The organism is Tardiphaga sp. 768_D3_N2_1 (genome assembly GCF_052076105.1).
Taxonomy (GTDB): Bacteria; Pseudomonadota; Alphaproteobacteria; order Rhizobiales; family Xanthobacteraceae; genus Tardiphaga.
Window position 1 is genome coordinate 3,994,394 of the sequence record NZ_CP197245.1, and the last position, 14,172, is coordinate 4,008,565.

Here is a 14,172-nt window from a genome sequence, read left to right on the forward strand (position 1 = left end):
CCGTGAACCATCCAGGATCGAACGCGCCGAAGCGCACCATGCTGCTCACCGGCGCAAGTCGCGGTATCGGCCACGCCACCGTAATGCGCTTCTCCAGCGCCGGCTGGCGTGTGCTGACCTGCTCGCGGCATCCGTTTCCGGAAGTCTGCCCGTGGGATGCAGGCCCCGAAGATCACATCCAGGTCGACCTCGCCGACCATGACGACACCGCTCGCGCCATCGACGACATCAAGGAACGGCTCAATGGCGGGGCGCTGCATGCGCTGGTGAACAATGCTGCGATCTCGCCGAAGGCCGAAGGCGGCGCGCGCATGGGCTCCATCGACACCGACGTCGCGACCTGGAGCCACGTCTTCAATGTCAATTTCTTCGCCCCGATCATGATGGCGCGCGGGCTGATCGAGCAGTTGAAAGCTGCGAAAGGCTCGGTGGTGAATGTCACCTCGATCGCCGGCTCGCGCGTGCATCCGTTTGCCGGCGCCGCCTATGCCACATCGAAAGCGGCGCTGGCGTCGCTGACCCGCGAAATGGCGTCGGACTTCGGCCGCCTCGGCGTGCGCGTCAACGCCATCGCGCCGGGCGAGATCGACACCTCGATCCTGTCGCCGGGCACCCAGACCATCGTCGATCAGCAGATCCCGCTGCATCGGCTCGGCACGCCCGACGAAGTCGCCAAGATCATCTATGTGCTGTGTACGGAAACGAGTTCATACGTGAACGGCGCCGAGATCCACATCAATGGCGGTCAGCACGTCTGATCAGCGGTAACAGGTGGGGAATAGTCATGCTGAGGACCGCGCCATTCTGGCGCTCCTCGAAACGCGCGGGATTTTCTAGTCCGCGTAAAATTTCCGCGGCATCGGCGCAGCCGCGCTGATCCCTGCGCTGGAACAATCGTCTTCGGATTCGCCATCCATCAACCCGGCACCACAATGCCGGCAGGTGCGTGCAGACATCGCCTGCGCCCGGCCGTTGGCCATGCGCGCCTGTTGATAGGACCTGAGATCGACGACGTTCCGTCCCGATGTTTCTGTTTTGTCAACCATTGCTGTCCTCATCGCTAGAGACAGCGTTATGACAGCAACCATTAGCGCAACCGTTCAGCGGAACGCTCGAATTTTACCGGATAAATTGTGGCGGGAATCGCGCGAAGCCTACGATCATTGGGCTTTTCGAACACGCATCATGAATGCGTTTTGATAGTTGGAAAAAGATTCAGACAGCCGCGCGTTTATGGTCCCGCGAGCCAACGCTCCGGGTTGTCGAAGCGGTGTCCCCTCCTCAAACAGAGGGGTGGCAGCGCGCCGTGAAGCGCAAAGGGTGGTTTTTATCGCGATCCGCTCCACCGGAACGCCGGTAAGCTGCAACCGCGCAACGCCTCACGGCGCGCCACCGCGACGATTTCTGTCCTTGGGGCCGCGCTTCCTGGGACGTGGCGCCGGCAGGTTTCCCCGCTTTTGCCTGTCCCAGTCCAGCCGTTTCCGGCGGAGCCCCGTAGTGGGCCCGGACGGCTACCCAAGACCTCCCGAGTGCGTGAGGGAACGTCTCCCTCCCGCCCGCAGGCGCCGCATCCTTGTTCCACTTCAAGACGCCTCTAGAAGCGCCCCTCATGAACCGGATGATCGGAATATAATCCTGGTTGAGATATTGTCAAGCGAGATATAGGAAAATATTTCCGCGTGCTAATGCGATGAAATCCCGAACCTACAGACGATTTCTTCGCGCGTGCCAACCTGCGTGAAGGATGCAGACTCATTCAGCGCGGATGACCGAAGCCGGACCATCTGAAGCAGCTGATATCACGGCGCCACAAACGCCGAGGTCGCGTGCTGGTTCAACGACAGTGGCGCGGGTTATCGGGCGCGCATGGGAGAAGGGTTGGAAGTACATATGGTACGAAAGAAGGCAGGAAGCCGAACGAAGATTCAAAGTAGCTGAAATAGCACATGCCGCCACTTCACCGCGACCTAGGTACCTGCGATCAACCTGCGTATCCCAGCGCCGCAAGTAGCGGCTTGAACCACGCTAACCCCTGCGGCAAAGCACTCGAAAGCAGGAGAGCACCGCTGCTCAAGCCCACGACCAAAGACGTGGCAACCGCCTTCGAGATGTGTGCCTCGACAGCCTCTACACCTTTCCGACCAATGCCCAGCGCTCTCTGTCCGAGAAAGCTGATGAGATTTTCAACGCTCTTGATCGCTCCATAAATAACGGTTTTTGTGGCGCCAACTGGATCACGTACTGCTTCGGCAAGAAAGCGGAGCGTAATCGGCAGTTCGGGGTCGAAATAACGCGGACGCTCCTCCATCGCTTCGGCAATCTGATCCAGGGCCTCACCAACGATCTCGCTATCCGCGCCGGTTGTCGAGGCGGACATTTCGTTAGCTTGTTTGCGAAATTCAGACCAACGCTCGAGTTTTTCGATGCCCATCTTGAGCGCAACCTTCAGCCGATCGATATCCTCCAGCTGTGGAGCGCCCATCACGGGCATATCATCGGCACCCGATCGATACGCAGCGATCAATCCTTCAAACCGTTCAATCTCGTATCCAATGCGAAACTGCCGCTCTTTCACATCCGCAATCTCACCGGGAAGCAGCCGGCCAAGCATCGTCAATCTGTCACGTACTCGGCCATGATTGGTTCCGGCTGCAAAGTCCGAGGCCACAAGCTCGTTGACATGATCAACAACCGGATCTCGCCACGCCTTGAAATCGCGTTCGCTGGCGCTTAGCGGACTGTCGCGATCGGCCACCTTGGAAACACGCCCGTCTCGCTCTTCAACACGAAGGGGAGCAGGCGATTGATCAGGGATTTGAGACGCAGCCGTCTCGACCGAAAGCTTGGCCAGACGCTGCGCGATTTCCAGATTTACGGCTTCAGCGCCGTAATCCCAAGGTAACTCACCGGGCAAATCAGTGTAGACGGCATCCTCGGCCTCGGAACGTCCCAAGGCAGGCCGCTCAACTGCAAGTCCGTTGTACCAATCGATCCACACCTGCCAATGGCCGCCAAGAACGAGGAGGCGCTGCGACTGCTCCATCCACTTTGCCCCTGCCGAGACGCTAAGCGTTCCCGGAGCCCAGAGCGTACTCACGGCCAACTGTTCCGCTGTAAGCGTGCCATTGAAAAGTGCTTGAACATCCTTCTCTATCGCAGTCCAGATGGTCGGTTCTTCGTAGCGAAAATCCCACAAAAGAGCGGAGTTGGCCGCAGCAGCGTATTCCGCCGACGCACGCGCGGTCGAAGCCGCAACTGCCGCGGCCGCGGCGGCGGCGGCACGAGCGGAGCTTCCGCTGGATCTTCGCGCAGTTGCCTCCGCATGTTGGCGTGCACCTGCAGCGGCTAGAGCCGTCGGGTGATTTGGATATCTGGCGGCAAATCGCGCGATTGCCGTTGCACGAAAAATCGACAACATGACGGACGAGATGTCCCCATAGCTGCGAGCTATGGGTAGAGCGCGCAACGCCACGCGTCCGGCTATCGCAACTGACCACTCGCGCGGCTGCTTCTCAAGCCATTTAGCGAATCTATCGGGATTGCGAGGATCGCCCGGCGGATCGACCGCATCTGCCTGCATAGTGGTCCGCGCCACCTTGGATCTGCTCCTGCGCCGCGGAGCTCAAACATAACGCGCAGAATTATCTACTACAATTACAAAGAGAATCAATCATCTCGCGATGAATGGCAGTATATGGCGCACGAAACCCGCCGTCGAAACTTCAATGCCTGAAAAGCTCGCGGGCGGAGCATCCGGCAAACCCTATGGATGATCGCCGACGTCCCCTACAGCCACTTCTTCCACTTGAAGAACATGTAAGGCAGCACCGCCGCGAACAGCATCATGATCAGCGCCATGGGGTAACCGACGTCCCATTGCAGTTCCGGCATCGCCTTGAAATTCATGCCGTAGACCGAGGCGATCAATGTCGGTGGCATCAGCACGACGGCCATGACCGAGAACAGCTTGATGATATTGTTCTGTTCGAGATTGACGACGCCGAGCATCGCATCGAGCGTGAAGGTGATCTTGTTCGACAGATAGGACGCGTGGTCGGTCAGTGAAACCACGTCGCGCTGCATGGTCTTGAGCTGGGCGCGCATGTCCTTCGACCATTTCACGCCCTCCGCTTCGGCGGTGACGAAAGTGACCAAACGGCCGATCGAGACCAGACTTTCACGGACCTTCGAGGTCAGGTCGCCCTTGCGGCCGATAGCGATGAGAATTTCCGAATAGCGCTTGGCATGCCCGGTACGCAGCGATTCCTCCGGCTCGAAGATATCGTGGCTGACCTGGTCGACATCGGCGCCCACGCGTTCGAGGATGTCGGCGCAACGATCGATCACCGCGTCGAGCAATTCCAGCAGCACCGTCTCGCCATTGGCGCCGGTGGGCGCATTGCGGCCAAGCTTGAGTTCAACGGACAGAAACGGGCGCGGCGCATCGTAGCGCACGGTCACCAGCCGCTGCCGGGTCAAAATGAACGTGACCGCGGTCACGCGCGGCGACTCCGTGTCGGAGCCGCACATCAAGCTGGCGGTCATGTAGCGGGCGCCGTTCTCAATATAGAGACGGCTGGAGATTTCGATCTCCTGCATGTCTTCGCGGGTCGGAATTTCCACCCCCGCCAGTTTTTCCACCGCCTTGTCCTCGGCCGGCGACGGCTTCACCATGTCGATCCACACCGCATTGTCCGGCAACGCCTCGAGATCGGTCGGCTCGGATTTTCTCAAGGCGTGGTCGGCAGGGGTGAAGACAGCGAGCATGGCAACTCCGGGACATTGAAAAGGCAGGAAACTGCAATACGGACGATCCGGGCCGAATCGGCAGAGGCGACCGACCATGACCGACGCGGATGCAGCCGTCATGACAGCCTTTGTGCGGCGCGCCAACCCCGCGCGTATCCCGGGAATTTTTCCCGTGAGATCTCGCGCTCTGTGGGTCTCAATCTGACAAAATTGTCACGCGCGCATCACGGCTTCGCGAGGCGATGTGCTTCTGCACAGGATTTGGTCGGAGGGTCGAAAATTCTGCGGCAAATATGACACAGGTTGTGCGCTGCATGATACGCAGCGCATCTAACCGCTGGAATTGCAGCGGATTTCAGCGATAGTAGCTTTAACGGAATCGTGGCGTTCGCGGGGTATTTTGGGTGCGTTTCCTTGCACCAGCCTGTCTGAATCGGACCTCACGCAATTGGAACAATGACATGTCGCCGCTCAAGATTAAGCTTGGTTTGATTGTCGCCGCCGGCCTGATGCTGTCGGGCTGCATGCAGACCGCCACGCAGTTTCAGCCCGCTCCGGAAGCCAGCCTAAAGCCCGCCGACAAGGCGCAGCTCGCCAAGGCGCGTTATGCCAAGGTCGCCGTGGCCGAGCCATTCCGCCGCGCCATCGTCGACTTCCACCGCAAGGAAGCGCCGGGCTCGATCGTGGTCGATTCCGACAATCACTATCTCTATTTCGTCCAGGACGGCGGCAAGGCGATCCGTTATGGCGTCACCGTCGGCGAAGAAGCGCTGGCCTTCTCGGGCGTCGCGCGCGTCGGCAACATGGCCGAATGGCCGAAGTGGACGCCGACTGCGGACATCCACAAGCGTATCGAAGGTCTCCCGGCCTCGGTGCCAGGTGGCGTCGACAATCCGCTCGGTGCCCGCGCGCTGTATCTCTACCAGGGCAACCGCGACACCCTCTTCCGCATCCACGGCACCAACCAGCCGGAATATATCGGCGCCTCGATCTCGTCGGGCTGCATCCGCATGACCAACGAGGACGTCATCGACCTCTACAGCCGCGTCAAGCCCGGCGCTGTGGTCGTCGTGCTCGAGCCGAAGGCAGGCGATTCGCCATATAATTCGAAACTGGCCCTGCAGGGCGGCGGCGGAACGCCGTACTAAGCCGACAGGGTTTTATCCGATTGGAAAAAGCGCCGGTTTTGCCGGCGCTTTTTTGTTGGGTGCCGGATTTGACGATCGTTTCCATCATAAGCGCAAGGTCGCGCCCTGTAAGCGGATATTGGCCAATGTGCCGAAAAATCAGTTGGGTCAGAAAGGCCGAGGAGGCGTCAAAAACATACCGCTGTCCCTGCTGTAAATACAAAACGCTGTTTGGCCGGGGGCAGGATGAGATTTGCAGCGTCTGCTTTTGGCAAGATGACGGGCAAGATGAACCTGACGCTGAGATTGCGCTAGGCGGTCCCAACGGCAGCCTGAGTCTCAGGCAAGCTCAAGCGAACTTTCGACGAGTAGGCGCGGTCGAAGAGCGATTTATCGCAAATGTCCGCGCGCCCACTATGGATGAGATCTAGAGCGAAAATGAAACGCGGGTGCCGCCAATGGCCTCCCTCCCCCCAAGCGGCGAAGCCGCGCAGCGGGAAGGGAAAGAGACCGCGCCCAGCCCAGCTCAACTATCGCAAGAAACTGAACGGCGATGGCGGCGCGCGGTGCTTCTTTGGTTTGGATTTTGGTTTCGGCTTGGACTGCTCCGGCGGAGGCTCAGCCTCGGCCGCCTCCGGTTCGGGTTCTGCCGCAGCCGGCTGCGCAGCGACAGACTCAGTAGGCTTGGCGGTTTCAGTTTTCGCCTCCCCCGACTTGCCCTCGGCCACTTCGCGCGGGGGCGCCTCATCCGGACGTAGCGCCGGCATCAGCGGCGCAATGCGTGGCCACTCGTCCCAGACATCCCACTGGCAGAGCCGGTAATTTCCGCGGCGCTCGGCGATGTCGAGATGGACGTGGTCTTCGTGATAGCCGTCGGAGCCAGGCCCCAGCACGGTGGTGAACCGCGTGCAGACCGAATGCAGCACCGCCTCGCGCTGCTCGCGTGGCGTGTTGCGTTCGGTGAGAGCGATCGAGCGGCCATTGGCGAGTTTCAGCCCACGCACGTCCAGCGCATTGGCACGGCCATGCTCCGACAGTTTCGCGCCGACAATACGGTTGCGGCCGCGGCAATCGAAGGAATCGAAATTGTCGAGTTCGACCAGTTTGGTGCCAAGACTGGTCGCGAGCGGGGCCATGTCGCTGCGGATCCATTCGGCGACGGCCGTGGCCATCGCGCAGCGCATCGTTCCTGCGGGCTTCAGCGGCACGCGCGTCTTGTCCGGCAGCACCACCGCTTCCAGCCGGACCATGTCGGGCCCGCCGCAGGCGCCCGGCCCCTTGATGTCGGGAATGCTCGGCGCAATGGCGACGGCATCGGTGAGCGCCAGGCGGCAGGCTGAAGGCGGCGGCGGCTCCGGCGGGCGCGCTTCGGCAGCAGGTTTCTCAGGTTCGGCAGATGGCTCGGATTGCGCAGGCTCCTCGCCCGCCTTCTGTCCCGGCTCGATCCCAGGCGCCGCTGCCGGACGGGGCTTCGGGAGCGGCACGCGTGACGTGGTCAGATAGGCCTGCGCCGGCGCAGCCAGCAACAGCAATGCCAAGACTGCACCAATTGTCCTTTGGTCGCAGCCAGATGGACCAAAAGTCCATTTCCGGACCGCTTTCCCCGCGCTAAACTTCATGCCAAGACCTAAAACAAGAACACGGTCGAAGTTCCCCGGCACTGATCGGGGAACTGGCACGCCAATCACAAGACGGAGGAACGATCGAATGCGTGGCTTGATGCAAGACTGGCCTTTGCTGTGTCACCGGATCATCGATCATGCGGCCAAGGTCCACGGCCAGCGCGAGGTCGTGACCAGATCAGTCGAAGGTCCCATCCATCGCACCAATTACGCCGAAATTCGTACCCGTGCCCTGAAAGTCGCGCAGCGCCTTGATCGCGAAGGCATCAAGATGGGCGACCGCGTCGCGACCATCGCGTGGAATACGTGGCGACACCTGGAAACGTGGTACGGCATCATGGGCATCGGCGCCATCTGCCACACCGTCAATCCACGTCTATTCCCCGATCAAATCGCGTGGATCATCAACCATGCGCAGGACCGCATCGTGATGACGGACCTGACCTTCGTTCCGCTGCTCGAAAAACTCGCCGACAATCTGCCCAGCGTCGAACGTTATATCGTCTACACCGACAAGGCGCACATGCCGCAGACCACGCTGAAAAATGCGGTGGCCTATGAGGACTGGATCGCGGAAGTCGACGGCAACTTCAAATGGAAGGAGTTCGACGAGAATACCGCAGCGGCGATGTGCTACACGTCGGGCACCACAGGCGATCCGAAGGGCGTGTTGTATTCTCACCGCTCCAACGTGATGCATGCGCTGATGGCCAATACCGGTGACTCGCTCGGCGCCAATGCCGCCGACACCATGCTGCCGGTGGTGCCGCTGTTCCACGCGAATAGCTGGGGCATCGCCTTCTCCGCGCCGTCGATGGGCACCAAGCTCGTACTGCCAGGGGCCAAGATGGACGGCGCCTCGATCTACGAATTGCTCTCCACCGAAAAGGTCACCCATACCGCCGGCGTGCCGACGGTCTGGCTGATGCTGCTCAACTACATGTCCACCAACAACCTGAAACTGCCGGACCTGCGCATGGTGGTGTGCGGCGGCTCGGCAATGCCGCGCTCGATGATCAAGGCGTTCGTCGATATGGGCATCGGCGCGCGCCATGCCTGGGGTATGACGGAGATGTCGCCGATCGGCTCGCTGGCAGCGCTGAAGCCGCCATTCGACCAGCTCGAAGGCGAGGAGCGGCTCGACGTGTTGCAGACGCAAGGCTATCCGCCATTTGGCGTCGAAATGAAGATCACCGACGACGCCGGCAAGAGCCTGCCCTGGGACGGCAAGACCTTCGGCCGCCTCAAGGTACGCGGCCCATCGGTGGCACGCGCCTATTTCAAACTTGAGGACGAGATCCTCGATGAGGAAGGCTATTTCGACACCGGCGACGTCGCGACCATCGACGCCCACGGCTATATGCGGATCACCGACCGCTCCAAGGATGTCATCAAGTCCGGCGGCGAATGGATCTCGTCGATCGATCTGGAGAACCTCGCCGTCGGTCATCCGCAGGTGGCGGAAGCCGCCGTCATCGGTGTCTATCATCCGAAGTGGGACGAGCGCCCGCTGCTGATCGTGCAGCTCAAGCAGGACCAGACCGCGACGCGCGAGGACATCCTGAAATACATGGATGGCAAGATCGCCAAGTGGTGGATGCCGGATGACGTGGTGTTCGTCGATGCGATCCCGCACACGGCCACCGGCAAGATCCTGAAAACTGCCCTGCGCGATCAGTTCAAGACGTATAGCCTGCCGACTGCCGCGGCTTAGCTGACAAGAACGACAGCGTTCTTAACCTCTCCCCGCCCTTCGCGGGGAGAGGTCAACCGGCGAAGCCGGTCGGGTGAGGGGCATGGCACATGCGTGGCCACATTCGCATCACCAACAGATCGCGCGAACTACGCGCCAACTCCACCGACGCCGAAACGAAACTCTGGAATCGCCTGCGCAACAGGCGGATTGCCGGCTGCAAATTCACTCGCCAAGAGCCGATCGGGCGCTACATCTGCGATTTCGTTTGTCGGGAGAAAATGATCGTCATCGAGGTCGATGGCGGGCAGCATCTGGAATCGAAACGCGATGAGCTGCGGGATGCATATCTACGCGAACAGGGCTATCGCGTATTGCGCTTCTGGAACAACGATGTGCTGGCGAATATCGAGGGAGTGCTGGTGTCAATCGAGGCAGCACTACGCGAACATCAAGACATTATCTGAGAGATCGTAAGATCCGAGAGTATGAGCGCATGGCTGATCGCATGCCATGCCCCTCACCCGCCGCGAAGACGCGGCGACCTCTCCCCGCAAAGGGCGGGGAGAGGTTAAAGAGAGCCTCAGCCGTTGAGCGCAGCTTTCACCAGACCGCTGGCTTTGCCGAAATCCATCTGACCGGCATATTTCGCTTTCAGTGCCGCGATCACCTTGCCCATGTCTTTCATGCCGGCCGCACCCGTCGCCGCGATCTCGGCAGCGATGGCGGACCTGGTCTCGTCCTCCGACATCTGCTGCGGCAGATAGGCGGTGATGACGGCGATTTCCTCGCGCTCCTGGGCGGCGAGTTCGGCGCGGCCGCCCTTGTCATAGAGCTCGACGGATTCCTGGCGCTGCTTGATCATCTTCTGCAGCAGGCTCAGCAAGTCGGCGTCCGACAGCGGTGGCTTACCCTGACCGCGAGCGTCGATATCGGCATTTTTGATGGTCGAATTGACCATGCGAAGCGTCGAAAGCTTGCGCTCGTCCTTGGCCCGCATCGCGTCCTTAACAGCATTGTTGATGTCATCGCGCAGCATCTGCGTCTCCTCTTGCGGCCGCCAATAACAGCGCCAGAACTCGGTTAGCCCCGATCTAAGCGTTTTGAGGGGTATACACAACTGCACCCGTCGGTTCGCCGGGCTGCCCCAGAGCGATTGCCCGAACCTACTGTCGATGGCTGGAGCTGAACTCCGCAACGCCTTCAGACAGCGGCCCGGGCGCGGTCGCTCCAGCGGCGCGCGGCAGAACCATCATCGCCGATATGGTGGCCGGAATACCGGCCTGGCCCCATAGCCGAGGCTGAACCTCGAAATCAAACCTGACATGCTGCGGCTCGCGCGCCGCTACCTTGCCCATCCACATCAGGCAATCGGCGTCTGTCGCAAAACACATTGCAGCCCACCCCCTCTGCAGCGTCGTCGCGCGCGGCATGCCCCAACTGTATTGATACTGAAACGGGCGGCTGTAGACGGGATGGTCAGGGCTGTAAAAGGCCGTAGCGAATGCCAGCCCGTCGTCGCCACTGATCTGTGGCATTGGCCGGCCTGTCATCTGGTGCCACCGGTCGGTCAGCTCCTGAGCCGCCAGCCGGTAGTAGGTCCGCTCGTTAGGATTGATGCTGTTGCGGTAGATGGCGTGGATGGGCGCCGCCACGACGGTCGCAATGATGGCGATGCCGGCGACGAACACCACCATATTGACCACATACAGGCGCTCGAGCGTGAAGCGGGCACCGCATACGACCAAAACGGCAGGCAGGAACAAACCCTGGAGCGCCCATAGCGAAGGCATGTCGGTGCCAAGCGTGACGGTCGTCACGACCGGCAGCAGCACTGTGCCAATGAACACCCAGAACAGCAGCAGCAACCCTGGACCCATCGCCCGGAAATCGGCAGAAAAATACTTCAGGCGCAGCTCGGCCGACAAAACCCACACAATGGCCGGCAGCGCCATTGTCGCCGCGAGACCGAGCAAAAACATGCTGGCTTCGATCAGTGACTGACCGAAGTCGATGCCGCCGTGAACCTGCATGGCATAGGTGAACGGCGCAGCACCGGTCGTCACGAGCCAATGGATGTGCGGCCCAAGGGCAATGAGCCCGGCGAGTGTCGAGACCCACGGTGCCCAAGACCTGAAATAGATCGCCCGCTGCGGATGCACGATCGCTGCCAGCGCAAAGCTGCCGACAAGGAAGATCGAATAGTATTTGCCGAGCATGGCCAGCGCGGCCAGGACACCGGTGGCGGCGGCCCAACCGATGGCCCGCGTTTCATAGGAACGCAGGAAGCAGTAGGTCGCAAGCGGCCAGATCGCGAGCAACACCGTGTTCGCGTTGAAGCGCTGGGCGTGGAACTGGTAGGCTGGAAGCAGCATCAGCAGCAGCAGCACAACGGCTCGCGAATCGCCGCGCACGAAGCGGCGTGTAATCAGGTCGACGGCCCAGAGCGCCACCGCCGCGTTGGTCATCGACAGCAATTGGAACGACCAATCGGTCAGCGGGAAAACCAGCGTCCACAGCCGCGCAACCCAGCCCATCAAGGGCGGATGTTTGGGATACCCCCATGCGAAGTCGCGGCCAAGCGTCCAGGTTTCCAGCGCATCCGCATGCAGATCGCCGCTCTGATAGGCGATCACCAGAAACAGCAGCCAGATTCCCGCGAAGCTGACGATCAGCGCAGGAATCGTCCAGCCCGTCTCGATACCATCGAGCCAGGTCAGGAACGGCCGGCGCCAGCGGGCCGGCGCAATGGCCGAGCGCGCGGCCATCTTGGCGAAATAGTCCAATTGCACTGAAATATCCGGAAATACGGCGAAGTTGTAGCTTGCTACCGGCGAAACTGAGTTCCGGCAAGCATGCGTAATTATAATTAGTTGATTTTACATCTCATTCTGCAAGTTACGCGTTATCGGCGTGCAAGTTGCGCTGGACAACCGGAACGCCATAGTTTTGCCAGATAAGATATTATTCCTTCACGAGGCTCTGTTCGGCGCCCGTTCATGGAGCCGGCGCGGATTGCTACCCCTCCAGGCCATAGCTGACGTGTGAATCCTGCCGTTCCGGCTTTGACGGCGGCGGATGCCCGGACTATGTAGTCCCCTCATGACCCCCTCAGAAACATCTTCAGCCTGGCCGGACCACAAACCGACCGCGCTCCTCGTGCTCGCCGACGGCACTGTGCTGGAAGGCTTCGGCCTCGGCGCGGAAGGCCAGGCCGTGGGCGAAGTCTGCTTCAACACGGCGATGACCGGTTATGAGGAAATCCTCACCGATCCATCCTATGCCGGACAGCTCATCACCTTCACCTTCCCGCATATCGGTAATGTCGGTACCAACGACGAGGATATCGAGACGGTGAACATGGCGGCGACGCCAGGCGCCCGCGGCGTGATCCTCCGGTCGGCGATCACCGATCCGTCGAATTTCCGCTCGTCCCGGCACCTCGACACCTGGCTGAAGGCTCGCGGCATTATCGGCATTTCCGGCATAGACACCCGCGCCTTGACCGCGCTGATCCGTAACAAGGGCATGCCCAATGCGGTGATCGCCCATGCCAAGGACGGCAAGTTCGACCTCCACGGCCTGAAGGAAGAAGCACGCGAATGGCCGGGCCTCGAAGGCATGGACCTGGTGCCGATGGTGACGTCCGCCCAGCGCTTCACCTGGGACGAGACACCGTGGGAATGGAACAAGGGTTTCGGTCGCCAGACCGCGCCGGAATTCAACGTCGTCGCCATCGATTACGGCATCAAGCGCAACATCCTGCGCCTCCTGGCCGGCGAAGGCTGCAAGGTCACGGTCGTTCCGGCCACGACCTCGGCTGAAGAGATCATGGCGCTGAAGCCGGACGGTGTGTTCCTATCGAATGGCCCCGGCGATCCGGCCGAGACGGGTAAGTATGCCGTCCCGGTGATCAAAGAGGTGATCAATTCCGGCGTGCCGACTTTCGGCATCTGCCTCGGTCACCAGATGCTCGGCCTCGCGGTCGGCGCCAAGACCAAGAAGATGCATCAGGGCCATCACGGCGCCAATCACCCGGTCAAGGACGAGACCACCGGCAAGGTGGAAATCACCTCGATGAACCACGGCTTCGCGGTGGACGAGGCGACGCTGCCGAAGGGCGCGACGCAGACCCATATCTCGCTGTTCGACGGCTCCAATTGCGGCATCCAGCTCGACGGCAAGCCGGTGTTCTCGGTGCAGTACCACCCGGAAGCATCCCCCGGCCCACGCGACTCGCACTATTTGTTCAAGCGGTTCGCGGATTTGATGCGGGCGAAGAAGGCGTCGTAAGACCTAAGCCCATCAGTCGTCATTGCGAGCGCAGCGAAGCAATCCAGCTTTGCTGCGCTTTTTATTTCTGGATTGCTTCGTCGCTACGCTCCTCGCAATGACGTGGATAGACCAGGCGGCAATGCCGCTGGCGGACGCGTTTTCCATTTTTTATGATGCCCATCATCATAAAAAGGAAGCGCACGATGACCGACACGCCGTCCCCCCACTACGACGTCGTGCCCACCAGCCTGATGGCCTCAATGCCGGGGCTCGATTTCGTGCGCAAGATCTTCTCCGGCGAACTGCCGCAGCCGCCAATCATGGAGAATGTCGAGCCGTTTGACTCCACAATCGAGGCCGGTGTTGTCGTATTTCACAGCGTCCCCGGTTTCCGGCATTACAATCCGATCGGCTCGGTGCATGGCGGCTACGCCGCGATCCTGCTGGATTCGGCGATGGGCCTCGCCGTGCACACCATGCTGCCTGTCGGCACCGGTTACACCACGCTGGAATTCAAGATCAGCTTCATTCGCGGCATGAGCAAGGATAGCGGCACCGTGCGCACCGAAGGCCGCACGCTGAATGTCGGTCGCCGCGCCGCAACGGCGGAAGCGCGCATCACCGACGCGAAAGGCCGCCTGCTGGCGCACGCGACCACGACATGCCTGGTGTTCGAGATTCCGAAGGACGCGGCCTGAGGACAATG

At 60.8% G+C, this 14,172-nt stretch carries 12 protein-coding genes; 7 read left to right on the forward strand and 5 right to left on the reverse strand.

The annotated features are described in order from the left end of the window. The first annotated feature begins 38 nt into the window (after positions 1–38). Positions 39–758 (forward strand): SDR family NAD(P)-dependent oxidoreductase, encoded by a 720-nt coding sequence (locus AB8A27_RS18800; protein WP_441244951.1) that lies wholly within the window; start codon positions 39–41, stop codon positions 756–758. 1,223 nt (positions 759–1,981) lie between these two features. On the opposite strand, the gene AB8A27_RS18805 is transcribed toward AB8A27_RS18800, so the two are convergent. Next, complete coding sequence (locus AB8A27_RS18805) at positions 1,982–3,595, reverse strand: hypothetical protein (protein ID WP_441243215.1); 1,614 nt, start codon at positions 3,593–3,595, stop codon at positions 1,982–1,984. 191 nt (positions 3,596–3,786) lie between these two features. Then, positions 3,787–4,767 (reverse strand): magnesium transporter CorA family protein, encoded by a 981-nt coding sequence (locus AB8A27_RS18810; RefSeq protein WP_441243216.1) that lies wholly within the window; start codon positions 4,765–4,767, stop codon positions 3,787–3,789. Positions 4,768–5,210: 443 nt separating this feature from the next. Here AB8A27_RS18810 and AB8A27_RS18815 point away from each other — a divergent pair, with 443 nt between their 5' ends. Continuing rightward, the gene (locus AB8A27_RS18815) at positions 5,211–5,897 is read left to right on the forward strand and encodes a L,D-transpeptidase (protein WP_441243217.1); all 687 of its coding nucleotides are present in this window, start codon (positions 5,211–5,213) and stop codon (positions 5,895–5,897) included. 125 nt (positions 5,898–6,022) lie between these two features. After that, positions 6,023–6,307, forward strand: coding sequence for a CPCC family cysteine-rich protein (locus AB8A27_RS18820; protein WP_441244952.1), 285 nt, complete (start codon positions 6,023–6,025; stop codon positions 6,305–6,307). Positions 6,308–6,406: 99 nt separating this feature from the next. Here AB8A27_RS18820 and AB8A27_RS18825 read toward each other — a convergent pair whose 3' ends face one another. Beyond that, entirely contained in the window at positions 6,407–7,414 is a 1,008-nt protein-coding gene (locus tag AB8A27_RS18825; RefSeq protein WP_441243218.1) for an extensin family protein, read from the reverse strand. 169 nt (positions 7,415–7,583) lie between these two features. Between AB8A27_RS18825 and AB8A27_RS18830 the strand changes: the two genes are divergently transcribed. Both AB8A27_RS18830 and AB8A27_RS18835 read left to right on the forward strand, forming a co-directional pair. Further along, on the forward strand, positions 7,584–9,212 hold the full coding sequence (locus AB8A27_RS18830) for a fatty-acid--CoA ligase (protein WP_441243219.1): 1,629 nt from the start codon (positions 7,584–7,586) through the stop codon (positions 9,210–9,212). An 89-nt stretch (positions 9,213–9,301) separates the two neighbouring features. Further along, on the forward strand, positions 9,302–9,658 hold the full coding sequence (locus tag AB8A27_RS18835) for an endonuclease domain-containing protein (protein WP_441243220.1): 357 nt from the start codon (positions 9,302–9,304) through the stop codon (positions 9,656–9,658). Between the two features lie 116 nt (positions 9,659–9,774). On the opposite strand, the gene AB8A27_RS18840 is transcribed toward AB8A27_RS18835, so the two are convergent. Both AB8A27_RS18840 and AB8A27_RS18845 read right to left on the reverse strand, forming a co-directional pair. Beyond that, on the reverse strand, positions 9,775–10,230 hold the full coding sequence (locus AB8A27_RS18840) for a GatB/YqeY domain-containing protein (protein ID WP_441243221.1): 456 nt from the start codon (positions 10,228–10,230) through the stop codon (positions 9,775–9,777). A gap of 127 nt (positions 10,231–10,357) precedes the next feature. After that, complete coding sequence (locus AB8A27_RS18845) at positions 10,358–11,983, reverse strand: glycosyltransferase family 39 protein (RefSeq protein WP_441243222.1); 1,626 nt, start codon at positions 11,981–11,983, stop codon at positions 10,358–10,360. Positions 11,984–12,293: 310 nt separating this feature from the next. Here AB8A27_RS18845 and carA point away from each other — a divergent pair, with 310 nt between their 5' ends. Further along, the gene (carA, locus tag AB8A27_RS18850) at positions 12,294–13,484 is read left to right on the forward strand and encodes a glutamine-hydrolyzing carbamoyl-phosphate synthase small subunit (RefSeq protein WP_441243223.1); all 1,191 of its coding nucleotides are present in this window, start codon (positions 12,294–12,296) and stop codon (positions 13,482–13,484) included. 185 nt (positions 13,485–13,669) lie between these two features. After that, positions 13,670–14,164 carry a PaaI family thioesterase gene (locus AB8A27_RS18855; RefSeq protein WP_441243224.1) on the forward strand — a complete coding sequence of 165 codons (495 nt, stop codon included), beginning with the start codon at positions 13,670–13,672 and terminating at the stop codon, positions 14,162–14,164. Positions 14,165–14,172 lie beyond the last annotated feature (8 nt).